Below are 24,421 nucleotides of genomic sequence, written 5' to 3' on the forward strand. Positions count from 1 at the left end.
GGTAGTTCTAGCGAGGCCGAACCGTCAGGATTCGCGGACCGTCCTCGGTCACCGCGACCGTGTGTTCCCAGTGCGCCGCGCGTGAACCATCGGTGGTCACCACGGTCCACCCGTCGTCGAGAATGTCGGTCTCGTAGGTACCGAGCGTCAACATCGGTTCGATGGCCAGCGTGGAACCCACCACGAGTTCCGGGCCTTTGCCCGGCGCGCCCTCGTTCGCGAGGAACGGGTCCATATGCATTTCGCGGCCGATTCCGTGGCCGCCGTAACCGTCGACGATTCCGTATTTACGACCGTGAGCATCCTCGGCCGCGTGCGTACCGGACTCGATGGCGTGGGAGATGTCGGTCAGACGATTGCCGGGGATCATCGCTGCGATCCCGGCCTCCATGGAAAGCCTCGTCGCATCGCTCAGCAACGCATCGGCCTCGATGATGTCGCCGACGCCGAACGTCCACGCCGAATCTCCGTGCCAACCGTCCAGAACGGCACCGCAGTCGATGGACACGAGATCCCCGGCGACCAACAACTCGTCCGCCGACGGAATGCCGTGCACCACGCGGTCGTTCACCGAGGAGCAGATGCTGCCGGTGAAACCGTGGTACCCCAGGAAAGAGGGCACCGCACCGGCATCACGGATGACCGCCTCGGCAACTCGGTCGAGTTCGAGCGTCGAGACCCCGGGCTTGGCTGCATCCCGTACGGCGACGAGAGCGGCACCTACCACGGCACCGGCTGCCGCCATCGCGTCGAGCTCACCGGCGCTCTTGAACGGGACAACTTTTCGTTTACGGCCGAACGCCATTACTTGCCGTGGTCCTCGATGGACTTCAGCGCGCGGGCGTTGACTTCGTCCACCTCACCGATCGCATCGACGGTGACCAGCTTGTCGGAGTAGTAGTCCAACAGCGGTGCCGTCTCGTCGCGGTATACCTTGAGCCGATTACGGATGACGTCCTCTTTGTCGTCCTCACGGCCGCGCGCCAGCATGCGGTCCACGACGACGTCCTCGTCGACGACAAAGGACAGCACTGCATCGAGATGCGCGTTCAGGTCGGAGAGGATGTCGACCAGAGCTTCGGCCTGGCCGACCGAACGCGGGAAACCGTCGAGAAGGAATCCGTTGACGGCGTCGGGCTCGGCGAGTCGACTGCGCACCATGTCCACGGTGAGTTCGCTCGGCACGAGGTCGCCCGCGTCGAGGTACTTCTTCGCTTCCAATCCGAGCGGGGTCTTCTCGCCGATATTGGCGCGAAAGAGATCGCCTGTCGAAATGTGTGGCACGCCCAGCTTCTCGGAGAGGAGGACGGCCTGAGTGCCTTTGCCGGCACCGGGGGGACCGAGCAGAACAAGTCTCACTTGAGGAACCCTTCGTAGTTACGCTGCATCAGCTGGCTTTCGATCTGCTTGACGGTGTCGAGGCCCACGCTGACCATGATCAACACGGCGGTACCACCGAACGGAAGGTTTTGAGCTCCGCCCGAACTGCCGATGTCGAGGAACAGGTTGGGAAGCACCGCAATGGTGCCCAGGTACACCGCACCGGGCAGCGTGATGCGACTGAGAACGTAGTTGAGGTAATCGGCTGTCGGCTTACCCGGTCGGATGCCCGGGATGAATCCACCGAACTTCTTCATCTCGTCGGCCCGCTCTTCGGGGTTGAACGTGATCGCCACGTAGAAGTACGTGAAGAAGACGATCAGCCCGAAGAAGATAGCGATGTACACCGGGTTCGCCGGGTTCACCAGATACTCGTTGATGATCCGCTGCCACCAGCTCGGATCGGTTGCGGTGCTGGCGGACGTGAGCTGGGCGATGAGATTTGGTAGGTAGAGGAGCGAGGACGCGAAGATCACCGGGATGACGCCGGCCTGATTGACCTTGAGCGGCAGATACGTGGACGAGCCGCCGTACATCTTCCGGCCGACCATGCGCTTGGCGTACTGGACCGGGATTCGGCGCTGACCCTGCTCGACGAAGACCACACCGGTGATGATGAGGAACGCTGCGAAGCAGACGAACCCGAAGACCAACCCGCCGCGGCTCTCCAGAATCGAGTTGCCCTCGGACGGGATGCGCGAGGCAATTCCGGCGAAGATCAGCAGCGACATTCCGTTGCCGACACCGCGCTCGGTGATGACCTCGCCGAACCACATCACGACGGCTGCGCCTGCAGTCATGACCAGCACGATGATGACGAGCCCGAAGATGGACTGGTCGGCGATGATGTCCTGCTGACATCCCTGGAGCAACTGGCCGCGCGAAGCGAGGGCCACCAGGCCGGTCGCCTGCAGGATGGCCAGTGCGATCGACAGGTAACGCGTGTACTGCGTCATCTTGGCCTGGCCCGACTGTCCCTCCTTGCGGAGTTCCTCGAACTTGGGGATGACGACGGTGAGCAGCTGCACGATGATGCTGGCGGTGATGTACGGCATGATGCCGATCGCGAACACCGAGAGCTGGAGGAGCGCTCCACCGGAGAACAAGTTGATCAACGAGTAGATGCCCGCCGAATCTCCACCGGAGACCTGGTCGATGCATGCTCGGACATTGGCGTAGTCGACACCCGGCGACGGCAGTGTTGCACCGAAGCGATACAGGGCCACCAGACCGAGCGTGAAGAGGATCTTCCGTCTCAGGTCAGGAGTCCTGAGGGCCGACACGAAGGCGGAAAGCAAAGATCCTCCTGGCACGACTGCGTTGACGCCGCGAGTGCTTCGTCGGGAGCAACTGATGCTTCCGTGAGCCTCACGAGCATGGACTGCGGACGACATGCGTCGACCGCATCGATACGAACTTCTCTGAACTCTAGAACTCTAACAGTGCGCATCGACCGGACCGACGGTCAGTGTTGGACCCTGGCCGATCGGTCGACACACACGACATTCCGTGTAGGCAACGATGGCCGCAGCTCAGCTACGAGAGCTGTGGCTGCGGCCATCGTCACGAACTGCTGCTCGACGCGCTGCTACTCAGCACATCGAAGCAATGCTCATACCTCGGTTGCAGAACCGCCGGCAGCGGCGATCTTTTCCTTGGCGGAGCCCGTGAACTTGTTGGCCGAGATATCGACCTTCACGGTGAGGTTTCCGTCTCCGAGAACCTTGACGAGCTCGTTCTTGCGAACAGCTCCCTTGGCGATCAGCTCGGGGATACCGATCTGACCACCCTCGGGGAATAGGCGCTCGATGTCGCGCAGGTTCACGACCTGGAACACGACACGGTTGCGGTTGGTGAAGCCCTTGAGCTTCGGGAGCCGCATGTGGAGGGGCATCTGGCCACCCTCGAAGCGTGCCGGCACGTTCTTGCGTGCGCCGGTTCCCTTGGTACCGCGACCTGCGGTCTTGCCGCGCTTGCCACCTTCACCACGGCCGACGCGAATCTTCGTCGACTTGGATCCGGCTGCGGGGCGCAGGTGGTGCAGTTTGATGGTCATGGTTAGACCTCCTCAACAGTTACGAGGTGGCGCACCGTGTTGACCAGTCCGCGGTTCTGCGGGTTGTCCTCGCGGACGACCGTCTGGCGGATGCCCTTGAGCCCGAGAGTACGCAGGCTGTCACGCTGGTTCGCCTTCTGGCCGATGGTGCTCTTGATCTGAGTGACCTTCAGCTGAGCCATTACTTCACCGCTCCTGCCTGTGCGCGTGCGCGCAGCATTCCGGCGGGTGCAACCTCTTCGAGGGTCAGGCCGCGGCGAGCCGCAACTTCCTCGGGACGCTGCAGACCCTTGAGGGCTGCGACGGTCGCGTGCACGACGTTGATGGCGTTGTCGCTACCGAGCGACTTCGACAGCACGTCGTGGACACCGGCGCACTCCAGCACTGCGCGAACAGCACCACCGGCGATGACGCCGGTACCGGCGCTGGCCGGACGCAACATGACGACGCCGGCAGCGGCTTCGCCCTGGATGGGGTGGGTGATGGTGCCGGCGATCATCGGGACGCGGAAGAAGCTCTTGCGAGCCTCCTCGACACCCTTCTGGATGGCCGCGGGAACTTCCTTGGCCTTGCCGTAGCCGACGCCGACCAGTCCGTTGCCGTCACCGACGATGACGAGGGCGGTGAAGCTGAAGCGTCGACCACCCTTGACCACCTTGGAGACACGGTTGATCGTGACGACCTTCTCGATGAAGTTCGACTTGTCCGCAGCGTTGCCGCCACGGCCGTTGTCACGACGATCGCGACCGCCACCACCGCGGTTGTCGCCGCGCTGGTTGTTGTCGCCACCTGCGTTGGGGCCACTGTTCTGTCCGGCGGGGCCGCTTCCGCCGTCACGCCGTTGACGTCCCGGCATCAGGCTGTCCTTCCGTTGTCAGTCATTGTCATCATCAGAACGTCAACCCGCCTTCGCGGGCAGCGTCTGCGAGTGCCGCGATGCGGCCGCTGTAGTTGTTGCCGCCGCGGTCGAACACGACTGCCTCGACGCCGGCTGCCTTCGCACGGCTGGCGATGAGCTCGCCGACCTTCGCGCTGACGGCCTTCTTGTCGCCATCGAGTGCGCGCACATCGGCTTCGATGCTCGACGCGCTGGCCAGCGTGTGGCCCGCCAGGTCGTCGATCAACTGCACGTGGATGTGACGCGAGGACCGGTTGACGACCAAGCGCGGACGCTCGGGCGTTCCGGAGATCTTCTTGCGAAGGCGGAAGTGACGACGTGCCTTCGACAGGCGACGCTTCGTCGAGACGTCGGTGCCGCGCGGTGTGCGCTTGACGACGTTCGCCTTGTCTGCTGTTTGCTGGCTCATATCACTTACCCGTCTTTCCGACCTTGCGGCGGATCACTTCACCCTCGTAGCGGATGCCCTTGCCCTTGTACGGGTCCGGACGCCGCAGACGACGAATGTTGGCAGAGATCTGACCGACCTTCTGCTTGTCGATGCCGACAACGGTGAATCGCGTGGGCGACTCGACCGTGAACGTGATGCCCTCGGGTGCTTCGATCAGCACGGGATGGCTGTAACCGAGTGCGAACTCGAGGTCCTTGCCCTTGAGTACGACGCGGTAACCGACGCCGTGAATCTCCATCTTGGTGGTGTAACCGTTGGTGACACCGGTGATGAGGTTCGCGACGAGAGTGCGCGAGAGACCATGCAGCGAGCGACTCTTACGCTCGTCGTCGGGCCGAGTGACGGCGATGGTGCCGTCGTCGGCGCGGGCGATCTTGATGGGCTCGGCGACTGTCAGGCTCAGGGCACCCTTGGGGCCCTTGACCGCAACGTCCTGGCCGTCGATGGTGATATCGACGCCAGCGGGGACTGCGACCGGCAATTTTCCAATACGTGACATGGTGTGGCCTCCCCTACCAGACGTAGGCGAGGACTTCTCCGCCCACACCCTGCTTGGCAGCCTGACGCTCCGTGAGCAGACCGGTGGACGTGGAGATGATCGCCACGCCCAGGCCGCCGAGAACCTTGGGCAGATTGGTGGATTTTGCGTACACCCGGAGACCGGGCTTGGAGACGCGTCGCACGCCGGCGAGGCTGCGCTCACGGCTCGGGCCGTACTTCAGATCGACGATGAGGGTCTTGCCCACCTCGGCGTCTTCCGTGCGGTAATCGGAGATGTAGCCCTCGCGCTTGAGGATCTCGGCGATGTTCGCCTTGAGCTTCGAGTGGGGAAGCTTCACCTCGTCGTGGTACGCCGAGTTGGCGTTGCGCAGACGGGTCAAGAAGTCTGCAATTGGATCGGTCATCGTCATGGTGTGACCTGTGCACCTTTCTCGCAGCGGTTCCCATGCAGCACGCGCGGGCTGGTGCCTTGGGGTTCCGGAGAACCCATCGGGCCTGGCTCGTCACATCGTGGGCCTACAGCGAAGTGAACATGTCCTGACCGACTGTTGCCGGTCAGGGGTTGCGCTCCAAGCAATGCATCGCTGCACTGCCAGGTGTTACGAGCTTCCGCATGTTCAATGCTGACGTGCGGAGAACTCGAGGTTGCGTTTGTTGTATTGCAAGGACTCGCGTGCAGGCACGACGAAGCCCGGGCAACCGCTCTAGTGTAGGCATCGCGCACCCGAAGACCAAATCGCCTTACCATTGCGGGACAGCTCGGGTCCAGTCGGACACCCCGACGAGTACTTCTTCGCTAACGTCGGACCATGACGGACTCGAAGGCAGTCGACATCGACCACCTCACCCACACTCTGCGCGACCGCAACATCGTCGGCGTGACCATCGGCTGGGTCGACAACAACGGCATCGTCCGATCCCGCACCGTGCCCACCGCAGAATTGACTGCAGTCGCACGGCGTGGAGTGGGAGTCACCGCGGTGTTCGCGGTATTCGATTCGCATGACGGGATCACATTCGCCCACGGAGGACTGTCGACGCCGTCCGGCGATGTGCGGTTGATTCCGGTGATCGAGAGCGCGTCGAGCGTGGTCGCCCTGTCCGGACAGCCGGGGCTGGCCTGGGCGCACGGACGACAGGTCTCGGCGGACGGCACACCGTGGCCCTACGATCAGCGCTCAGTTCTCGAGCGGCAGGTGCAGAAGGCATCCGATGCCGGTTTCGAGGTACGGGCCGGATTCGAGATCGAGTTCGCCCTGACTCGCGAGTCGGACGGACTGTCCGCTCATCGCGGACCTGCCTACTCGGCGAACGCACTCCGCGATGTCGATCAATTCGTAGTACTGCTGCTCGAGGCGCTGTCTGCGAATGGCCTCGACATCGGGCAGATTCATGCCGAGTACGGCGGCTCCCAGCTGGAGATCGCATTGAGTCCACTCGATCCACTTGCTGCGGCCGACGCGCAGGTACTCGCGCGGCAGACCATCCACTCAGCGGCCAAATCCCAGGGCCTGAGGGCAAGCTTCGCTCCCCTGCCCTCGTCGAGCAGTGCGGGTAACGGATGGCACCTACACACATCACTGGTTCGCGACGGTCACAACGCTCTGACCGGCGACGGAGAGTACGGACTGTCCGACACCGGGCAGGCGTACATCGCGGGCCTCGTTCGAGAACTCCCGGGACTCACTGCCATCACGGCACCGAGTTCGGGGTCACTGCTGCGTCGTCGACCGGGGTACTGGGCAGGTGCCTTCGGATTCTGGGGCGTCGAGAACCGCGAGGCTGCAGTGCGACTCGTACCGGCCACGCCCCTTCTCGGCCCGGAACACACCAACGTCGAATTGAAGGCGTGCGACGCGTCCGCCAATCCGTATCTGGCGCTGGCCGTCACGATCGCGGCCGGTCTGGCGGGAGTGGCGGATTCGGCGCAGTTGCCGTCTCCGGTCCAGGAGGACGTAGGAGGTTGGGACGATGCTCGTCGGGATGCCGCGGGGATCTCCCCACTCGCGACGACCCACGCGCAACAGCGCAAAGACCTCCTGTCGTCCGCACTGGTCCGAGACGTGTTGGGCATGGAACTTCTGGGCGCGTTCGTCGCCTGCCGGGACGCCGATGCCACGTGGGCGGAGAGCCATACCGAGGACGAACTGCTCGAATCGCTGCGCTGGATCTACTGACGTGTTGCGACGGTTTGTCGGGGCAACCACAATCGTCTCGGCCCTCGATCATGCTCTGCCACAACCGGATCAACTCTGCGGACCGTTCTCGGCATCGGTTGCGCTGACGGCCGTCATGGGCGACGACGCACCGGGCGTGACGGCCCTCGCGGTCGCGTCGAGGTCAGCGATCTGGCCGGGTGCAATCGACTCGGCCCGTCCTCCCGGAACCCCCCGAATCACCGACGGGTGGGATCTACTGCCGAGAGCCGCATCGATCGACGCAGCCGGGACCACGGCAGCAGGTCTCACGGAGGGCATCGAGACCGCGACCGACCACCGCGTCGCCGTGGTTCCCATCGTGGGGCCCTCCGTCGAGAGATTGCGTCTGTTGCTCGACCATCTTGCCGACGGGCCTTTCCGCTTCGGATCGTTGGCGAATGTACATACTGCAGAGTTGACCGAATTCGACTGGAACGTAGGACATTTCGTGACCGTCTGGGGATTCGATCCAGTCGAGGACGTAGTGGCGATTGCCGACACCTACCGGGAACTCGGAGACCCGGACATGCCGCCTGGATGTAGAACCGTCTCCACCGATGCCCTCGCGTCGGCGATGTCCGAGCGTGGCCTGCTGCTGATCGTCGACAGCCAGGATCATCATGCGGCGGTGGATCTGGTCCGCTCTCTGGATCTACGACACGACGTGTGGTCGGTGTGAAAGTCAGGACCTGAGCAACGCAAAATGGGCGTGGGTTCCTTTCGGAACCCACGCCCATCAGCGTGGTGTGGTGAAGCCCGGAGGCCTCAGATCACCAGGAGCTCTTGCGAACTCCGGGAAGCTCTCCGGCGTGTGCCATCTCGCGCACGCAGATACGGCAGAGGCCGAACTTGCGGAACACGGAATGGGGACGGCCGCAGCGGTTGCAGCGAGTGTATGCACGCACCGCGAACTTCGGCTTCTTGTTGGCCTTGTTGACCAATGCCTTCTTCGCCATGGACTCAGTTCTCCTTGAACGGGAAGCCGAGGTGCTTGAGCAGCGCGCGGCCTTCTTCGTTGTTGGTTGCGGTGGTTACTACGGTGATGTCCATGCCGCGCGGACGGTCGATCTTGTCCACGTCGATCTCGTGGAACATCGACTGCTCGTTGAGGCCGAACGTGTAGTTTCCGTTGCCGTCGAACTGCGTGCCCGAGAGGCCGCGGAAGTCCCTGATTCGGGGAAGGGCAATGGAAACCAGACGGTCGAGGAACTCCCACATGCGGTCGCCACGGAGGGTAACGCGTGCGCCGATGGGCATTCCTTCGCGCAGCTTGAACTGTGCGATGGACTTGCGAGCCTTGCGGATCTCCGGCTTCTGGCCGGTGATGGCAGCGAGGTCTGCAACTGCGCCGTTGATCAGCTTGGCGTCACGGGCGGCGTCGCCGACACCCATGTTGACGACGACCTTGACGATGCCGGGGATCTGCATGACGTTCTCGTATGCAAACTCGGTGTTCAGGGCGTCTTTGATCTCAGCGCGGTAGCGCGCCTTGAGGCGGGGCTGTTCGCCCGCGATGTTCTCGGTGGTAGTCATCTCAGATGTCCTTCCCGTTCTTGCGGGAAACACGAACGCGCTTGCCGGATTCTTCGTCGGTCCGGTAGCCCACGCGAGTGGGGTTTCCGTCCGAGTCGACAACTGCGACGTTCGATACGTGGATCGGGGCTTCCTGAGTGACGATGCCACCCGAGGATGCGCCGCGCTGGTTGGCAGAGACCGCGGTGTGCTTCTTGATGCGGTTCACGCCTTCGACCAGAACCTTGGAGTCAGCGGGGTAGGCCTGAATGACCTTGCCCTTGGCACCCTTGTCCTTGCCTGCGATCACGAGAACGGTGTCGCCCTTGTGCACCTTCATTTACAGCACCTCCGGGGCGAGCGAGACGATCTTCATGAACTTCTTCTCACGCAGCTCGCGGCCGACCGGGCCGAAGATGCGGGTTCCACGGGGGTCGTGGTCCGGCTTGATCAGCACCGCAGCGTTCTCGTCGAAACGGATGTACGAGCCATCCGGACGGCGACGCTCCTTGACGGTGCGGACGATGACGGCCTTGACGACCTCACCCTTCTTGATGTTTCCACCGGGAATGGCGTCTTTCACCGTAGCTACGATGATGTCGCCGATTCCGGCGTAGCGACGTGACGAACCACCGAGAACGCGGATGCAAAGGATTTCCTTCGCGCCCGTGTTATCAGCGACGCGTACTCGCGACTCCTGCTGAATCACTAACTTCTCCTTGACCTGGATGTACGTACGTGCCGGATTTCCGTCCCGACACGCGCGGTCGGCTGCCGAGAGCGGGCGCACGAAGACACACCGCTGCCACAGGCAACCGGTCAAGTGTAGGGGAACGCCGATGCCAGAGCCAAATCGCCGTCACGGAGACGTGCTCGCCCCCTACGTGTCGGACCTTGTCGGTACGGTTCGGAGATGGGGCAACAGGGGTGGGCGGGGAGCAGCTGTGACCGGGAACGGTGAGACCGCAGGCTGGTGGTCGAGTCTTCCCGCAGATCGAGTGACTCGACTTCGCGGGGCGTCCGAACGCGAGCTCGCCGAATCCGCGAACCCGCTCCCCGCCGACGCACCTGCGATCGTCTTCTTCACTGTCGACGAGCCGGCATCTCGTCGTTCGGCAGACCTGGTCGAGATGGTGGTCACGTCGCTGGAGACCGCAGCGGTCCACTCGACCGCGCTATGGCTCCCCGAGTTCGAGCACAACGCAGGGACCTCCACGTTGGAGCGGCGTGCCGCTCGCACGTCCGCCGTTCGCCTGGCTGCCGACTCGGCACACTTCGGCCCCTACATAGCGGCTCTGGCCGAGTCGGCCTCCTCGGGACGGCCGATACGCCGAGCGGTGTTCACCGTCGAGACCCGCGCGGCAGGTTCGGCGCGAGCTCTCGCGGCAGCTCACGGCCGCGACGTTGTCGCTCTCGTGCTGGTCGTACCCGACGCCGTGGACGCCGACTTCGTGTCGACCGCAGCGGAATGGCTGTGTGCTCACGCACGGGCGGGCGTGTGGCTCACCGGCGGTGGCTCGTCGAGGATGGACAGATTCCCGTCCGTATCGGTGCGCGCACCCGAAGTGCCTGCCGGCGTCAGCACTGTCCTCGATCGCTTCCGGCCGTTGAGCTATCCGCCGATCGCCGGGCACCCACACCCGGCGAGCGATCCGGAGAAGCGCCTGTACAGAGCGCTGGACCAGCACGAATGGGCCACCGGTCGAGAGCACAATCGCTCGATTCGGCTCGGCGAACTCAGCCGTCCGTTCACAGTCGACGTACTGTGGCGCACCGAGAGAGTCATCGTGGAAATCGACGGCGACGAGCACCGTGCCGCCCAGCGCTTCGCCGAGGACCGCGTGCGCGACAACCAGCTGCAGACACACGGGTACATGGTGTTGCGGTTCACCAACGCTCAGGTGATCGACGACCCGCACCGCGCTGTGGCTACCATCCGCGAGGCAGTATCGAGAAGACGATCGAAGGGGGATCCTCGATGAGTACCGAAGACCTGAACGGCACCGAAGCAGCAGTACTGCTCGTTCTGATGGCCGAAGCGAGTCCGGTGAAGAACAGCGCCCTCAAGGGACTCGGCCCCGAACTACCGAAGGCTTCCCGCGACAAACTGAAGAATGCGGGATTGATCGAGGTCGATTCTTCGGTGCGCCCGATGACCCTGGAGCTGACCGACAAAGGGTGGCGCACCTGCGGTGAGCTCATCGGCGGTGAACCACCGGCTCGGTCGACAGGCGCAGGCAAGGCCATGTTCACCGTGTTGGCAGGGTTACGTCGCTGGCTGGATCGCACCGACAGCCGTCCGGCCGATGTGTTCTCGCCCCGCGGGGACGAGACCGCCCCCCTCGACAGCTCCGAGAAGGCCGACAAGACCGTCGACATCGAGGCCTCGATTCGCACCGCGTACGCGTCGCTCGCACGTGAACCCGGTAGCACCGTTCGGCTGTCTCGCTTGCGAAACGAGTTGCGAGACATCCCTCGTGGCGATCTCGACGATGCTCTCGCACGGCTGCGACGCGCCGCGGACGTCTCGCTGATACCCGAGGAAAACCAGAAGACGCTGACCGACGAGGAACGCGCTGCAGCCGTCGTCGTCGGTAATCAGCAGAACCACCTTCTCTCGATCGAATCATGATGGGCGTGAACTCCACGATGACGGACAACGAGCAGATCCGGGCTCTGGAATCGGTACGGCTGAGCTGGGCCCCGACCCCCGACGACGTGTGGCGTTCGCAGTCCAACGTGCACGTTCCCGGCATGCACGAGCGGGTGTTCCTCGAGGTGATGAACGCCTACGACGACGCGGAGACGTCGGATGACGCCAGTCCGCTCGGAGTCGTCGTACGCGGGCCGGCCGGATCCGGCAAGACGCATCTGCTGGGGCAGGTGCGCGAGGAGGTGCAGCAGAAGGGCGGGTACTTCTTCCTGATCAGGCTGCTCGACGCCGCGGGCTTCTGGCGGTCGACTCTCATGGGGATGCTCGACGACCTGATGCGGCCCTCCGGCCAAGGATCCGACAGCCAACTCGCACTTCTGCTGCGTCGCTTGTGCACGATCGGTGACATTCCCGACGAACAACGCGCAAAGATCATGGGCGAGAACATGATCGACGCCGAGACGCTGAACGACTTCGTCACCGCCGTATACAAGGTTCACCCCCGACATCGGCGCACCTCGCAGCACACTCTGCGCGCCTTGGTGCTGTCCATCGCCCCCGATTCGGCCGTCCAGGATCTCGGTGACGCATACCTGCAGTCGATCGACGACGTCGATGCCGAAGAATTCTCGCCCTGGGGAATCCGCCGGGCCGAGCTCGGTCACCAAGGCATTGCCGAGAACATCTCACGGCTGCTGGCCATCACCGGTCCGACAATTCTCGCGATAGACCAGATCGACACGTTGGTCGCGCAATCCCGAACGGGATCGGATCAGGAGTTCGCCGACGCACAGGAAGACAAGGTCGTCGAGCAACTGGCGCACGGTCTGATGTCGCTGCGCGAAACGCTTCCTCGCACCGCGTCGGTACTCTCGGCACTGTCGAGCGCGTGGGAGTTGATCGCCGCCCGCGGCGTGGCACCGATGCGCGACCGCTTCCGAGTGACGCAGCCTCTCAAGCCGATTCCGTCGTCCGACATCGGACGCCTGTTACTGGGACGACGTCTGGCGGCGTGCTTTCTCGAGGCCGGCTTCACGCCTCCGCATCCGACGTGGCCGGTGGCACCCGACGCATTCGAGCAGGCCCCGGACTTCACTCCGCGGCAGCTGCTGATCGCGGTCGACCGTCACATCAGGCACTGCCTCGACACCGGCGTCGCGTCGGAGTTGGAGAGTTTCACCGACAAGTCCGGGCCCGCGGATGCGCAGGACCTCCCCAAAGCACGGGTCGACGAACTCGACATACTCGACGATCGCTACGCACAACTGCGCAAACAGGTCGACGTCTCCATTCCGCTGAAGCCCGACAGCGAGGACTCGATCGTCCCCGCACTCCTGTCTGCGGGCCTGACCGCATGGATCCACGAGCACCAGTCCTCGGACGACAGCCTTGCCCAGGACCCACCTCCGAGCGGCAAGCCTGCCCTGCATGCCAGGCTGCGACATACCGTCGACACCGATACGGACGACGAGGAGCACTGGTGCTTCCGCGCGGTCACCTCCGGCAACGCCAGGGCCGCGTTGGCCCGTGTGGAGCGTGCAGTGACCACGGCCGGCCTCAGGGCAGACATGCCGAAACGGCGACTTATCCTCATCAGAAACGACCCGTGGCCCAATGGCGCGAAGACCGAGCAGACCGTCGCCGCTCTGCGACGTGCAGGCGGCATTGTCGTGCCGTTCGGCGACGAGGACCGCAGGGCCTTGGCGGCTCTGTCGGTGCTGCTGGCCGAGAACTCCCCCGCTCTCACGTCGTGGTTGCTCGCGCGCAAGCCCGCACACGAGGTCGAACTGTTCTCCTCCGTGTTGCCTGCAGTCAGCGTCGTCGACGACGACACCGCATTGATCGAACCCGAGAACACCGTCGCGGCCGAGCCGATTGCGAGCCGCCGGCCGTCGATCGTCGCCGGTTCGGAAGTGAGTACCGGTGCGGACGTCGTGATCCAACTCGAAGCGCTCCGTAAGCACACAGCGATCTTTGCGGGTTCCGGATCGGGGAAGACGGTACTGATTCGCCGACTGGTGGAAGAATGTGCGCTGCAAAGTGTTTCGGCGATCGTGTTGGACGTCAACAACGACCTGGCTCGCCTCGGCACCGCGTGGCCCGAGGACGAACGGACGTGGCCGCCGGGCGACGAGGCCAAGGCGGCGGCGTATCTACGCGACACCGACGTCGTGGTGTGGACGCCCCGCAAGTCGGCGGGCCGACCGCTGAGCTTTCAGCCACTGCCCGATTTCGTCAGCGTTCTCGGTGATGCCGACGAGTTCGATTCCTCCGTCGAATCCGCATTGGCGTCGCTCGAGCCCGCCGCCGGCGTCCTGGGTACTTCCCAGAAGGCGAAACACGGCCGCGCAGTGCTGAAGTCGGCGCTCGATCTCTTCGGTCGACGCCCACAGGGCGGCACGCTGGCCGACTTCATCGACCTGCTCGAAGAATTGCCCGAGGACACCAGCGACCTGCGCGATGCCGTACGGATCGCGCAGGGACTGGCCGAAAATCTGAAGGCTGCCGTGGCCAACGACCCCATGTTCGCAGGGGCGGGCACCCCGGTCGACCCGGCAGTGCTGCTGACTCCGGCCGACGGAAAGAAGGCCCGAGTATCGGTGATCAATCTGGCGGGCCTGACCACCGACGAGCAGAAGCAGAGCTTCGTCAATCAGCTGCAGATGGGCCTGTTCTCCTGGATCAAGAAGAACCCGGCGGGTGACCGGCCGCTCGGCGGACTGTTCGTGATGGACGAGGCGCAGAACTTCGCCCCCTCCGATCGCACGACCGCAGCGACACACAGCACACTTGCGCTGGCGTCGCAGGCGCGTAAGTACGGTCTCGGTCTCGTGTTTGCCACGCAGGCACCGAAGGGGTTGCACAACCGCATCGCCGGAAACGCGTCGACGCAGTTCTACGGACTGCTCAACAGCCCGTCCCAGGTCGAGGCGGCCAAGGAGATGGCCCGCGTCAAAGGCGGCTCGGTACCCGATGTCGGCCGTTTGCCCGCGGGGCAGTTCTACGCTGCCGTCGAGGGCGCAGAGTTCCGGCGAACCGCCACTCCCCTGTGCCTGTCCTACCACCCGAAGAGCCCGCCGACCGAGGAAGAAGTCATCGAACTCGCGCGTTCCTGACAGCACGCGTCGACACTGGCACACTGGATCCGATGAAAAACCTCGCTCGCGGGGAGAACTGCCCCGCTCCGACCGGCCGGCTGACGGTGACACTTGCCGCCTCGACGTCGGTCGACGTATCCGCGCTGCTGTTGGGGCCGGACGGACGGGTGCGTTCGGACGCGGATCTGGTGTTCTACAACCAACCCGAGGGCGCGGGCCTCGAGTACCAGCGCGGGCCGTCCGGCCATCTCGTCTTGATCGATCCCTCCAGGATTCCAGCCGATATCGAGACCGTTGCCATCGCGGCATCGCTGGACGGTACCGGTCCGGCAACGTTCGCTGCCGCCGGCCCGACATCGGTGACCGTCTCCGACGCGTCGGGCGGTGCGATCGTCGGATTCACCGCCGACGCACTCGGCGACGAGAGTGCTCTCGTCATCCTGGAGTTCTATCGCCGCAACCAGCAATGGAAAATCCGGGCGGTGGGCCAGGGGTACGCCGATGGGTTGGCGGGCCTGGCCACCGCGTTCGGTATCAGCGTCGAGGACGACGATCCGCCCACACCCGAGGCACCGACGGCACCGCCCTCGCACCGAAGCGAAGCGATCGTGAATTCACCTGTCCCACAAGGAGCCCTGGCCATGAGAAGTGAACTGTTCGCGCCCGCCCACGCCGAAGTTCCCGGATCGGGGATTCAGAAACAAGGCAGCAAGATGTGCCGGGTCGGTATGAACGGCGAGATCATGGCTCGGGCCGGCTCGATGGTCGCGTACCAGGGCACTCTGCAGTTCGAGGCCAAGGGCTCCGGGGGTATCGGTCGAGCCCTCAAACAAGCCCTGTCCGGCGAAGGCGTCCCCCTGATGAAGGTCACGGGCCAGGGCGACCTGTTCCTCGCCAACGCCGCACAGGACGTCCATCTGATCGATCTCGACGGTACGGACGGGCTCACCATCAACGGGGCCAACGTTCTCGCGTTCGACTCCTCGCTGAGTTACGACATCAAGCGAGTCCAGGGTGCCGCTGCGGGTGGAAACGCGGGGTTCTTCAACTGTGTGTTCACGGGTCGGGGCCGTATCGCCATCACCACCGACGGAGTGCCGGTCGTCCTGAACGTCGACCAGCCGACGTTCGCCGACCCGCAGGCAGCAGTCGCGTGGTCGTCGTCTCTGCAGACGAGGGTGAAGAAGAACGACTCGTTCGGGCTCGGCACGTTGATCGGCCGCTCGACCGGAGAGAGGTTCACGCTGGAATTCGCCGGCCAGGGGTTCGTGGTGGTGCAGCCGTCGGAACAGCCGCCGGGTGGACTGGTCGGCGGTACCGGTGGCGGCGAGCAAGCAGGCGTCGGCGGAGCGCTGGGCGGCTTGCTGGGCAGGTAGGCCGCACGCTTCAGAAAGCACAAATGCCCGCCCCCGGGAAGGGAGCGGGCATTTTTGTGCAGGTCCTACTTGGCCTTTTCGAGAACCTCGACCAGTCGCCAGTGCTTCGTGGCGGACAGCGGACGGGTCTCCATGAGCTGAACGCGATCGCCTACGCCGGCGTCGCCCTTCTCGTCATGTGCCTTGACCTTGGTGGTGCGACGAATGATCTTGCTGTAGAGGGGGTGCTTGACCCTGTCCTCGAGCTCGACGACGATCGTCTTCTCCATCTTGTCGGATACGACGTAGCCGATCCGAGTCTTGCGGTTGTTGCGCTCTTCAGTCACAGTCTTTTCCTCGCTCATGCCGCGTCACCTGCAGTGTCCTCGGAAGGACCAGATGCCAAGCCGAGCTCACGCTCGCGCAGGACGGTGTAGATGCGCGCGATCTCGTGACGGACGGTGCGCAGTCGACGGTTGTTGTCCAACTGGCCGGTAGCCATCTGGAAACGAAGGTTGAACAGCTCTTCCTTCGACTCACGCAGCTTGGTGACCAGCTCTTCACCGGTGAGCTCGCGGAGCTCTGCGGCTGGGGTTCCGGTAGCCATCAGAACTGCTCCTCCCTGGTGATGATGCGTGCCTTGATGGGCAGCTTGTGGATGGCGCGAGTCAGTGCCTCACGCGCAATGGTCTCGTCGGGGTACGACAGCTCGAAGAGCACGCGGCCCGGCTTGACGTTCGCGATCCACCACTCGGGCGAACCCTTACCGGAACCCATGCGGGTCTCGGCAGGCTTCTTGGTGAGCGGGCGGTCCGGGAAGATGTTGATCCAGACCTTGCCGCCACGCTTGATGTGGCGAGTGATCGCGATACGAGCGGACTCGATCTGACGGTTGGTGATGTAGGCGGGCTCGAGAGCCTGAATGCCGTAGTCACCGAATGTCACCTGAGTTCCGCCCTTGGCGGCACCCGAACGCTTCGGGTGGTGCTGCTTGCGGTGCTTGACCCGGCGGGGGATCAACATGCGTCAGCCCTCCTGAGTGGGCTCGGTCGAGGCCGGAGCCTCGGTTGCGGATGCCGCGCGGCCGGCCTCGGTGCTGGTCGCCGTGGTGCCCGAGGCACCGCTGCGACGCGGACGAGTGGGACGCTCACGACGGGGACGGTCTGCACCGGCGGCCGGAGCCGCAGCGGCAGCGAGTTCACGCCGTCCGCCGACGATGTCGCCCTTGTAGATCCAGACCTTGACGCCGATGCGGCCGAAGGTGGTCTTGGCCTCGTACAGCCCGTAGTCGATGTCGGCACGGAGCGTGTGCAGGGGAACGCGTCCCTCGCGGTAGAACTCCGAGCGAGACATTTCAGCGCCACCGAGACGGCCGGAGCACTGAACACGGATGCCCTTGACGTTCGGCTGACGCATGGCCGACTGGATGGCCTTACGCATTGCGCGACGGAATGCGACGCGGTTGCTGAGCTGCTCGGCAACACCCTGGGCCACGAGCTGAGCCTCGGACTCGGCGTTCTTGACCTCGAGGATGTTGAGCTGAACCTGCTTGCCGGTCAGCTTCTCGAGCGCTCCGCGGATGCGGTCGGCCTCGGCACCACGGCGACCGATGACGATGCCCGGACGTGCCGTGTGGATGTCCACGCGAACACGGTCACGAGTGCGCTCGATCTCGACCTTGGCGATACCCGCGCGCTCCATGCCGGTGGCGAGGAGCTTGCGGATCTCGACGTCTTCCTTGACGTACTCCGAGTACTGCTTGTCTGCGTACCAACGCGACTTCCAGTCAGTGGTGATACCCAAGCGGAAGCCGTGCGGGTTGATTTTCTGACCCACTACTGAGCCCCTTCCTTGGACGCCTGGCCCTTACGACGGTTACGAGACGTTCCGCCGGTCTTGGGCAGGCTTTCGACGATCACCGTGATGTGGCTGGTGCGCTTGCGGATCCGGAATGCCCGGCCCTGAGCACGCGGCTGGAATCGCTTGAGGGTGGTGCCCTCGTCGACGAATGCAGTGGCGACGATCAGCGTGCTGGGATCGAGATCCAGGTTGTTCTCGGCGTTGGCGGCTGCGGACGCGATCACCTTGGCGACCGGCTCGCTCGCTGCCTGCGGCGCGAACTTGAGGATGTTGAGCGCGTCCTCGACGGAGCGCCCACGAACCAGATCCACGACGCGACGTGCCTTCATCGGCGTGACGCGAACGTGCTTCGCTACGGCCTTGGCAGTCGGATTGGCGGTGGGGGTGAAGTTGGTCATCGCCTCTTCGCCTTCCGGTCGTCCTTGATGTGACCCTTGAACGTGCGGGTCGGTGCGAACTCTCCGAGCTTGTGGCCGACCATCGAGTCGGACACGAACACCGGTACGTGCTTGCGACCGTCGTGGACGGCGAAAGTGTGACCGATGAAGTCGGGGAGGATTGTCGATCGACGGGACCAGGTCTTGATGACCTGCTTGGTTCCCTTGTCGTTCTGGACGTCAACCTTCGCGAGGAGGTGATCGTCTACGAACGGGCCTTTCTTCAGGCTGCGTGGCATTCTGAACTCCCTCCTAGCGCTTGTTCTTGCCGGTACGACGACGACGGACGATGAGCTTGTCGCTCGCCTTGTTCTTGCGGGTACGGCCTTCAGGCTGTCCCCAGGGGCTGACCGGGTGGCGTCCACCGGAGGTCTTACCCTCGCCGCCACCGTGCGGGTGGTCGACCGGGTTCATCACGACACCACGAACGGTCGGGCGCTTGCCCTTCCAGCGCATGCGGCCGGCCTTACCCCAGTTGATGTTCGACTGCTCGGCGTTGCCGACCTCGCCGACGGTTGCGCGGCAGCGCACGTCGACGCGACGGATTTCACCGGACGGCATACGCAGCGTGGCGTAGGGGCCTTCCTTACCGAGGAGCTGGATGCTCGCTCCGGCGGAGCGGGCCATCTTCGCGCCACCACCCGGACGGAGCTCGACCGCGTGAATGGTCGTACCCGTCGGGATGTTGCGCAGGGGCAGGTTGTTGCCGGGCTTGATGTCGGCATTGGCACCCTGCTCGATCGGCGAGCCCTGGGCGATGCCCTTGGGTGCGACGATGTAGCGCTTCTCGCCGTCTGCGAAGTGCAGCAGTGCGATGTTCGCGGTGCGGTTGGGGTCGTACTCGATGTGAGCGACCTTGGCCGGCACGCCGTCCTTGTCGTTGCGACGGAAATCGATGAGACGGTACGCACGCTTGTGACCGCCACCCTTGTGCCGGGTGGTGATACGACCGTGTGCGTTACGTCCACCGCGACCGTGCAGCGGGCGGATCAGCGACTTCTCGGGGGTCGAACGCGTGATCTCAGCGAAGTCGGACACGCTGGAGCCACGACGGCCCGGGGTTGTCGGCTTGTATTTACGGATTGCCATGAGTCTTCTCGTCCTCTATATCCGAAGAGTCCCAGTCGCTTACGCGACCGGACCTCCGAAGATCTCGATGGGCTTGCTGTCGGCGGAGAGCGTTACGAGCGCGCGCTTGGTGTCCTTGCGCTTGCCGTAACCGAACCGGGTCCGCTTACGCTTGCCCTGACGGTTCATCGTGTTGACGCTGGTCACGGTGACGTCGAAGATCTTCTCGACGGCAATCTTGATCTGCGTCTTGTTCGAGTCCGGGTGCACCAGGAACGTGTACGTGCCTTCTTCGATCAGTCCGTAGGACTTCTCGGAGATGACCGGTGCCAGCAAGATGTCGCGGGGATCGGCGATCGTGGTCACTTGCTTGCCTCCTCGTTCTTTGCAGGCCCAGCGATGAAGGTGTTCAGCGCTTCCACGCTGAAAACGACATCATCGGCGTTGAGCACGTCGTACGTGTTGAGCTGGTCGGGTGCGATGGGGTGCACGCCGTCCAGGTTCTGAACGCTCTTCCAGGCTGCGATGTCCTCGCGGCCGACCACGAGCAGGACCTTCTTGCGGTCCGAGATCTCGGCGAGGAACGTCTTCGCACCCTTGGTGGACGGAACCTGTCCGGCAACCAATTCGGTGATGACGTGCAGGCGCTCGCTGCGGGCCCGATCGGAGAGGGCTCCGCGCAGTGCGGCGGCCTTCATCTTCTTGGGGGTCCGCTGGCTGTAGTCGCGCGGCTGCGGTCCGTGGACCGTGCCACCGCCGACGAACTGAGGAGCGCGGGTCGAGCCCTGACGGGCGCGGCCGGTGCCCTTCTGCCGGTACGGCTTCTTGCCGCCGCCGCGAACCTCGCCACGAGTCTTCGTGGAGTGGGTTCCCTGACGAGCAGCTGCCAGCTGTGCGATGACGACCTGGTGCAGCAGCGCGATGTTCGCCGGTGCGTCGAAGATCTCCGCGGGGAGATCGACGGTGCCGTTGGTCTTGCCGCCGGCTTCCTTGACATCGAGCGTCAGCTTGGTCTCGGTGTTCTTCTCGAGGCTGGTCATGCCCGTGCACCACCCTTCAATGCAGACTTGACGATCACGACGTTGCCGCGACGGCCCGGGATCGCTCCCTTGATCAGCAGCAGACCGTTCTCGCTGTCCACCTTGTGGACCGAGAGGTTCTGCGTCGTGACGCGGTCGCCACCCATACGTCCGGACATGCGCATTCCCTTGAACACGCGACCCGGCGTTGCACAGCCACCAATGGATCCGGGACGACGGTGCACAGCCTGTGCACCGTGGCTCGCGCCCTGTCCCTTGAAGCCGTGACGCTTCATGGTTCCGGCGAAGCCCTTGCCCTTGCTGGTGCCGGTGACGTCGACGTATGCGCCGTCCTCGAACACTGCAGCCGTGAGCTCCTGGCCGACCTCGAACTGCGAGGCGTCGGCAACGCGAATCTCCACGATGTGGCGACGCGGCGTGACACCTGCCTTCTCGAACTGGCCGGTGGTGGGCTTGTTCACCTTCCGCGGGTCGATCGCACCGAATGCGACCTGGACGGCGCTGTAGCCGTCACGTTCCTGGGTGCGGATCTGGGTGACCACGTTGGGGCCTGCCTTGATCACGGTCACCGGAACGACGCGGTTGTTCTCGTCGAAGACCTGGGTCATTCCGAGCTTGGTGCCCAGAATTCCTGTCGCAGGCCGGTTCTTGTTATCAGTCATCGTTGTCTCCGCGCTCACTGGATGTTGACGTCGACACTGGCCGGGAGGTCGATGCGCATGAGCGCGTCCACCGTCTTCGGTGTCGGGTCGAGGATGTCAATGAGCCGCTTGTGAGTACGCATCTCGAAGTGTTCGCGCGAGTCCTTGTACTTGTGCGGCGAACGGATGACGCAGTACACGTTCTTTTCTGTCGGCAACGGCACCGGTCCGACGACGCGGGCACCCGTACGGGTGACCGTTTCGACGATCTTGCGCGCTGACGCGTCGATCGCCTCATGGTCGTAGGCCTTGAGCCTGATGCGGATCTTTTGTCCCGCCACGCTTAGTGTCCTTTTCTTGCCGCTTGGTCGTAGAACGGGCCGTTCGGCCTGCTCCACCTCGTCTGCACAGTCCCCGAGCCGGGGGAATCCCTCCGACTCGAACTGCCTTCGTGCACACACGACAGTGAAAAACGTTGACGACCAGGCGTGACCTGTATCCGTTGCCGCTCTTCATCTGTCATGGTTCTCCGGTCCACGCGGTCGGGCGTGTCGCGATTCCGCTCATTCTTCTGCGCTGAAACTTTCGCTTCAACCATCCGAGGGAGGAAACCCACACCGATCGAGCTGGTGGTCCGGACGCGCTCACGTGGAGCGCTGGTCTCATGTTCTGCTCAGCCGATCTCTCGATCGACTCACCTGGTTCAGGCCGCACGCAAGCGCGTCCCGTGTCCAGGCAACCCGACCAGTATGCCGCAGTATGCGCGACAGATCAACTCGGGGTCGATCCATACGCTCCGCACGACCTTACTCAGCAGTAAGGTAAGCCCATGAACACAGTCGCAACCACCACCGGGGCCACGTATCGAGCCTGGTCGAAGCTCCCGAACAACACTATCGGATCCACCGTGTTCTCGATCGGCATGTGTCTTCGTGTGCCCTACTTCGCGTCCGTGCTGCCGCGGGTGGTTGCGCTGGAACCGGGGCGCTGCGAGGTCACGGCCCCGAAATGGCTGGGGATCCGCAACCACCTCGGCACGTTCCACGCGATCGCCGCGTGCAACCTCGCCGAGGTTGCGATGGGGATGCTCGCCGAGGCCACCGTTCCGACGTCGCACCGCTGGATCCCCAAGTCGATGACCGTCCAGTACCTGACGAAGGCGACCACGTCACTGCGCGCGGTGGCAGAACTCGAGACCATTCCCGATTTCGCGACCATCACCGACGGATGCGAGATCGTCGTGCCGGTTGCCATCCGTGACACTGCGGGCGTCGAGGTGGTGCACGCCGACATCACGATCTGGGTATCTGCAGCCTCTCGTTGACATACTCGACCGATGGACACGGTGACGCGGTCGGAGCAACAGAACTCGGTAGTGGTGGTCGGGGGCTCGGGAGCCGTCGGCCGGCTACTGGTCGATCTCCTGCGCGGCGACGGCATGCAGGTCACCGTCGTCGACGCTCGAGCCGCTTCGGCATCGGTCGACGCCGCGACGCTCGTCGGCGACATCACCGCACCCGACCACCGCGTCACAGCTGCATTGTCGACTGCGTCGACGGTCGTGCTCGCTGTGCCCGAGTCCGTGGCACTGTCGGCCGATCTGACCGCGGTACGCCCCGACGCACTGCTGGTGGAAACGTTGTCGGTCAAGTCCGGCTACTCGCAGTACGCCGGCCGCGGTGGACACCTCGGCCCGACGCTGGGCATCAACCCGATGTTCGCACCGTCCCTGGGCATGAACGGACGCCCCGTTGCCGTCGTCGTGCACCGACCCGGCACCTCGGCCGACGCGTTCGTCGACAGACTGCAGCACTGGGGTGGCCGGACCGTTCTCCTCGACGCCGAGCGTCACGACCGACTCGCTGCGGCGACCCAAGCGCTCACCCACGCCAGTGTTCTCGCGTTCGGGCTCGCCCTGGCCGAGCTCGATCTGCCGTTCGCCGACATCGACGCCGTCGCTCCTCCCCCACACACGACGATGCTCGCCCTCCTCGCACGCATCACCGGTGGGGAGCCCGAGGTGTACTGGGACGTTCAGGCAGGTAACCCACACGCCGCGGACGCGCGGGCGGCGCTGCGCCGCGCGACGCAACTGCTCGGCGAGACCGTCGAATCCGGCTCGGAGTCCGAGTTCGCCGAACTGATGAACCGAGCAGGCAGCGCCCTCGGCAGCTCCGCCGGTCGCTATCGATCCGTCTGTGCCGAGTTGTTCGGTATCGTTCGAGGTTCCGGCGACAATTCGTGATCGCCGGTCCGGACGCGGAGGCGGGCACACGATGTTGGAACAGCCGACCTTGCCGGAGCACGACCCCCACGATGTCGTCGAGAGCGCGGTCGTAGCGCGGTTGGCGAAGAACTGGTCGCAGCGTGCCACCGTCAAGAAGCCCGAACCCCAGTTGGACGATTTGTTCGACACGACCAAGCGAGATTTCCCCGACGCCTTGATCCCGTTCGGAGAACACGACACGTTCCTCGGTGCCGAACCGGAACAGCAGGATCGGCTGCGGGCCTGGGGCTGGATCGCGTTCAACAAGAACGTGATGGATGTCGAGCAGCACGTTGTTCACCCGGGATTTTCGCTGCTCGCCCAGGATGTGTTCGAGACCGGGATGGGCGACACCCTCGCGGTCGCGGTGACTCAGGCCATGGTGGACGAGCAGTACCACACGCTGATGCACCTCAACGCCAGTGCGGCGACCCGTCGCGGTCGCGGTTGGGCGTTGTCCGAACGATCCCTGCCGTTCAGTTCCACCGTCCGTCGCCAGCGGACCGCTCAGGCGAAGAGTGACGACCCGTGGTCTGCGGCGATCAGCTCGCTCGCCTTCATGACGGTCGCAGAGATCTCCATCACGTCCTACCTCGATCTGATCGAGGACGACGACGTCATTCAGCCGATCAATCGGGCGACGGTCAAGCTCCACAATCGCGACGAGTACTGCCACGCATCGATTGCCGACGACATGGCGGCGATCGTCTTCGACAGGCTCGGATCCAACGATCGACAGAAGTTTCTCGACGGTCTAGTCGACGGCATGGATGCGTTCTCGAGCAGCGACTTCTCGACGTGGGCGCGCATTCTCGAACTCGAAGGTGTCCGCGGAGCCGAGGCCATGATCGCCGACGTCGAGGCCGACAAGAGCCGTCGAGCGCTGGTTCAGGACTACAGCGGACTGCGATCCCTGTGCCGAAAGCTGGACGTCGAGGACAGTATCGATATCGATTGGGGCTGACGGCAGAACATCTGCGACTGCAATCCACAGGTAACATTTCCCG

The 24,421-nt window shown here is 64.1% G+C and carries 33 protein-coding genes; 9 read left to right on the forward strand and 24 right to left on the reverse strand.

Annotated features, from left to right (window positions below; translation table 11 throughout):
* Positions 1 to 7 precede the first annotated feature (7 nt).
* The 9 genes from map to rpsH all read right to left on the reverse strand — a co-directional run bounded on the left by map (position 8) and on the right by rpsH (position 5,696).
* Positions 8 to 805: a type I methionyl aminopeptidase gene (gene map, locus JLZ96_RS04880; RefSeq protein WP_027496329.1), complete on the reverse strand. Its 798-nt coding sequence runs from the start codon at positions 803 to 805 to the stop codon at positions 8 to 10.
* Positions 805 to 1,359, reverse strand: a complete 555-nt coding sequence (locus tag JLZ96_RS04885) for an adenylate kinase (protein WP_027496328.1) — start codon at positions 1,357 to 1,359, stop codon at positions 805 to 807. The genes map and JLZ96_RS04885 overlap by 1 nt, the downstream gene beginning before the upstream one ends.
* The gene (gene secY / locus JLZ96_RS04890) at positions 1,356 to 2,678 is read right to left on the reverse strand and encodes a preprotein translocase subunit SecY (protein WP_027496327.1); all 1,323 of its coding nucleotides are present in this window, start codon (positions 2,676 to 2,678) and stop codon (positions 1,356 to 1,358) included. The genes JLZ96_RS04885 and secY overlap by 4 nt, the downstream gene beginning before the upstream one ends.
* A gap of 314 nt (positions 2,679 to 2,992) precedes the next feature.
* The gene (rplO, locus tag JLZ96_RS04895; protein ID WP_027496326.1) at positions 2,993 to 3,436 is read right to left on the reverse strand and encodes a 50S ribosomal protein L15; all 444 of its coding nucleotides are present in this window, start codon (positions 3,434 to 3,436) and stop codon (positions 2,993 to 2,995) included.
* A 2-nt stretch (positions 3,437 to 3,438) separates the two neighbouring features.
* On the reverse strand, positions 3,439 to 3,618 hold the full coding sequence (gene rpmD, locus JLZ96_RS04900; RefSeq protein WP_008718256.1) for a 50S ribosomal protein L30: 180 nt from the start codon (positions 3,616 to 3,618) through the stop codon (positions 3,439 to 3,441).
* The gene (rpsE, locus tag JLZ96_RS04905) at positions 3,618 to 4,292 is read right to left on the reverse strand and encodes a 30S ribosomal protein S5 (protein ID WP_032365630.1); all 675 of its coding nucleotides are present in this window, start codon (positions 4,290 to 4,292) and stop codon (positions 3,618 to 3,620) included. The genes rpmD and rpsE overlap by 1 nt, the downstream gene beginning before the upstream one ends.
* A 34-nt stretch (positions 4,293 to 4,326) precedes the next feature.
* Positions 4,327 to 4,743, reverse strand: coding sequence for a 50S ribosomal protein L18 (gene rplR / locus JLZ96_RS04910; RefSeq protein WP_236253834.1), 417 nt, complete (start codon positions 4,741 to 4,743; stop codon positions 4,327 to 4,329).
* Position 4,744: 1 nt separating this feature from the next.
* Positions 4,745 to 5,284, reverse strand: a complete 540-nt coding sequence (gene rplF, locus JLZ96_RS04915; RefSeq protein ID WP_027496323.1) for a 50S ribosomal protein L6 — start codon at positions 5,282 to 5,284, stop codon at positions 4,745 to 4,747.
* A gap of 13 nt (positions 5,285 to 5,297) precedes the next feature.
* Positions 5,298 to 5,696, reverse strand: coding sequence for a 30S ribosomal protein S8 (gene rpsH, locus JLZ96_RS04920; protein WP_008718266.1), 399 nt, complete (start codon positions 5,694 to 5,696; stop codon positions 5,298 to 5,300).
* Between the two features lie 399 nt (positions 5,697 to 6,095).
* On the opposite strand from rpsH, the gene JLZ96_RS04925 reads away from it, so the two are divergent.
* Together JLZ96_RS04925 and JLZ96_RS04930 are read left to right on the forward strand one after the other, a co-directional pair.
* Positions 6,096 to 7,463 carry a glutamine synthetase family protein gene (locus JLZ96_RS04925; protein ID WP_201009584.1) on the forward strand — a complete coding sequence of 456 codons (1,368 nt, stop codon included), beginning with the start codon at positions 6,096 to 6,098 and terminating at the stop codon, positions 7,461 to 7,463.
* 1 nt (position 7,464) lies between these two features.
* Positions 7,465 to 8,163: a DUF6885 family protein gene (locus JLZ96_RS04930; RefSeq protein ID WP_201009585.1), complete on the forward strand. Its 699-nt coding sequence runs from the start codon at positions 7,465 to 7,467 to the stop codon at positions 8,161 to 8,163.
* Between the two features lie 91 nt (positions 8,164 to 8,254).
* Here the strand turns inward: JLZ96_RS04930 and JLZ96_RS04935 are convergent, their stop codons facing one another.
* From JLZ96_RS04935 to rplN, 4 genes are read right to left on the reverse strand one after another with little or no spacing between them, the layout of a single operon-like run.
* A complete protein-coding gene (locus tag JLZ96_RS04935; protein WP_008718273.1) occupies positions 8,255 to 8,440 on the reverse strand; it encodes a type Z 30S ribosomal protein S14 in 186 nt (61 codons plus the stop codon).
* 4 nt (positions 8,441 to 8,444) lie between these two features.
* Positions 8,445 to 9,017: a 50S ribosomal protein L5 gene (gene rplE, locus JLZ96_RS04940; RefSeq protein WP_008718275.1), complete on the reverse strand. Its 573-nt coding sequence runs from the start codon at positions 9,015 to 9,017 to the stop codon at positions 8,445 to 8,447.
* 1 nt (position 9,018) lies between these two features.
* Positions 9,019 to 9,336, reverse strand: coding sequence for a 50S ribosomal protein L24 (gene rplX / locus JLZ96_RS04945; RefSeq protein WP_008718278.1), 318 nt, complete (start codon positions 9,334 to 9,336; stop codon positions 9,019 to 9,021).
* Entirely contained in the window at positions 9,337 to 9,705 is a 369-nt protein-coding gene (gene rplN, locus JLZ96_RS04950) for a 50S ribosomal protein L14 (protein ID WP_027496320.1), read from the reverse strand.
* A gap of 235 nt (positions 9,706 to 9,940) precedes the next feature.
* On the opposite strand from rplN, the gene JLZ96_RS04955 reads away from it, so the two are divergent.
* The 4 genes from JLZ96_RS04955 to JLZ96_RS04970 are packed head-to-tail and all read left to right on the forward strand — an operon-like array spanning position 9,941 to position 16,123.
* Positions 9,941 to 10,978 carry an endonuclease domain-containing protein gene (locus JLZ96_RS04955; RefSeq protein WP_032400142.1) on the forward strand — a complete coding sequence of 346 codons (1,038 nt, stop codon included), beginning with the start codon at positions 9,941 to 9,943 and terminating at the stop codon, positions 10,976 to 10,978.
* On the forward strand, positions 10,975 to 11,628 hold the full coding sequence (locus JLZ96_RS04960; RefSeq protein WP_032383556.1) for a hypothetical protein: 654 nt from the start codon (positions 10,975 to 10,977) through the stop codon (positions 11,626 to 11,628). Before JLZ96_RS04955 ends, JLZ96_RS04960 begins: the two co-directional genes overlap by 4 nt.
* A gap of 17 nt (positions 11,629 to 11,645) precedes the next feature.
* Positions 11,646 to 14,765, forward strand: coding sequence for a helicase HerA domain-containing protein (locus tag JLZ96_RS04965; protein WP_201010659.1), 3,120 nt, complete (start codon positions 11,646 to 11,648; stop codon positions 14,763 to 14,765).
* A gap of 32 nt (positions 14,766 to 14,797) precedes the next feature.
* Positions 14,798 to 16,123 (forward strand): AIM24 family protein, encoded by a 1,326-nt coding sequence (locus JLZ96_RS04970; RefSeq protein WP_032386995.1) that lies wholly within the window; start codon positions 14,798 to 14,800, stop codon positions 16,121 to 16,123.
* Positions 16,124 to 16,188: 65 nt separating this feature from the next.
* On the opposite strand, the gene rpsQ is transcribed toward JLZ96_RS04970, so the two are convergent.
* From rpsQ to rpsJ, 11 genes are read right to left on the reverse strand one after another with little or no spacing between them, the layout of a single operon-like run.
* Positions 16,189 to 16,467 carry a 30S ribosomal protein S17 gene (gene rpsQ, locus JLZ96_RS04975; protein ID WP_027496315.1) on the reverse strand — a complete coding sequence of 93 codons (279 nt, stop codon included), beginning with the start codon at positions 16,465 to 16,467 and terminating at the stop codon, positions 16,189 to 16,191.
* Entirely contained in the window at positions 16,464 to 16,709 is a 246-nt protein-coding gene (gene rpmC, locus JLZ96_RS04980; protein ID WP_027496314.1) for a 50S ribosomal protein L29, read from the reverse strand. The genes rpsQ and rpmC overlap by 4 nt, the downstream gene beginning before the upstream one ends.
* The gene (gene rplP, locus JLZ96_RS04985) at positions 16,709 to 17,125 is read right to left on the reverse strand and encodes a 50S ribosomal protein L16 (RefSeq protein ID WP_027496313.1); all 417 of its coding nucleotides are present in this window, start codon (positions 17,123 to 17,125) and stop codon (positions 16,709 to 16,711) included. Before rplP ends, rpmC begins: the two co-directional genes overlap by 1 nt.
* 3 nt (positions 17,126 to 17,128) lie before the next feature.
* The gene (rpsC, locus tag JLZ96_RS04990; RefSeq protein ID WP_027496312.1) at positions 17,129 to 17,938 is read right to left on the reverse strand and encodes a 30S ribosomal protein S3; all 810 of its coding nucleotides are present in this window, start codon (positions 17,936 to 17,938) and stop codon (positions 17,129 to 17,131) included.
* Positions 17,938 to 18,360, reverse strand: a complete 423-nt coding sequence (gene rplV, locus JLZ96_RS04995; protein WP_027496311.1) for a 50S ribosomal protein L22 — start codon at positions 18,358 to 18,360, stop codon at positions 17,938 to 17,940. Before rplV ends, rpsC begins: the two co-directional genes overlap by 1 nt.
* Positions 18,357 to 18,638, reverse strand: coding sequence for a 30S ribosomal protein S19 (rpsS, locus tag JLZ96_RS05000; RefSeq protein WP_008718309.1), 282 nt, complete (start codon positions 18,636 to 18,638; stop codon positions 18,357 to 18,359). The genes rplV and rpsS overlap by 4 nt, the downstream gene beginning before the upstream one ends.
* Before the next feature lie 13 nt (positions 18,639 to 18,651).
* Positions 18,652 to 19,488, reverse strand: coding sequence for a 50S ribosomal protein L2 (gene rplB, locus JLZ96_RS05005; protein ID WP_008718311.1), 837 nt, complete (start codon positions 19,486 to 19,488; stop codon positions 18,652 to 18,654).
* 39 nt (positions 19,489 to 19,527) lie between these two features.
* Positions 19,528 to 19,833, reverse strand: a complete 306-nt coding sequence (gene rplW, locus JLZ96_RS05010) for a 50S ribosomal protein L23 (protein ID WP_027496310.1) — start codon at positions 19,831 to 19,833, stop codon at positions 19,528 to 19,530.
* Positions 19,830 to 20,507, reverse strand: coding sequence for a 50S ribosomal protein L4 (rplD, locus tag JLZ96_RS05015; protein WP_008718317.1), 678 nt, complete (start codon positions 20,505 to 20,507; stop codon positions 19,830 to 19,832). Before rplD ends, rplW begins: the two co-directional genes overlap by 4 nt.
* Positions 20,504 to 21,169, reverse strand: coding sequence for a 50S ribosomal protein L3 (gene rplC / locus JLZ96_RS05020; protein ID WP_027496309.1), 666 nt, complete (start codon positions 21,167 to 21,169; stop codon positions 20,504 to 20,506). Before rplC ends, rplD begins: the two co-directional genes overlap by 4 nt.
* A gap of 14 nt (positions 21,170 to 21,183) precedes the next feature.
* Positions 21,184 to 21,489: a 30S ribosomal protein S10 gene (rpsJ, locus tag JLZ96_RS05025; RefSeq protein WP_003938093.1), complete on the reverse strand. Its 306-nt coding sequence runs from the start codon at positions 21,487 to 21,489 to the stop codon at positions 21,184 to 21,186.
* Between the two features lie 488 nt (positions 21,490 to 21,977).
* Between rpsJ and JLZ96_RS05030 the strand changes: the two genes are divergently transcribed.
* From JLZ96_RS05030 to JLZ96_RS05040, 3 genes are read left to right on the forward strand one after another with little or no spacing between them, the layout of a single operon-like run.
* Positions 21,978 to 22,472 (forward strand): hotdog fold domain-containing protein, encoded by a 495-nt coding sequence (locus JLZ96_RS05030; RefSeq protein ID WP_027496308.1) that lies wholly within the window; start codon positions 21,978 to 21,980, stop codon positions 22,470 to 22,472.
* A gap of 12 nt (positions 22,473 to 22,484) precedes the next feature.
* Positions 22,485 to 23,393 (forward strand): prephenate dehydrogenase dimerization domain-containing protein, encoded by a 909-nt coding sequence (locus JLZ96_RS05035; protein WP_201009586.1) that lies wholly within the window; start codon positions 22,485 to 22,487, stop codon positions 23,391 to 23,393.
* A gap of 31 nt (positions 23,394 to 23,424) precedes the next feature.
* Positions 23,425 to 24,378, forward strand: coding sequence for a diiron oxygenase (locus JLZ96_RS05040; protein ID WP_027496306.1), 954 nt, complete (start codon positions 23,425 to 23,427; stop codon positions 24,376 to 24,378).
* The last annotated feature ends 43 nt before the right edge of the window (positions 24,379 to 24,421 follow it).

Source organism: Rhodococcus sp. NKCM2511 (assembly GCF_014905595.1).
Classification (GTDB): Bacteria; Actinomycetota; Actinomycetes; order Mycobacteriales; family Mycobacteriaceae; genus Rhodococcoides; species Rhodococcoides fascians.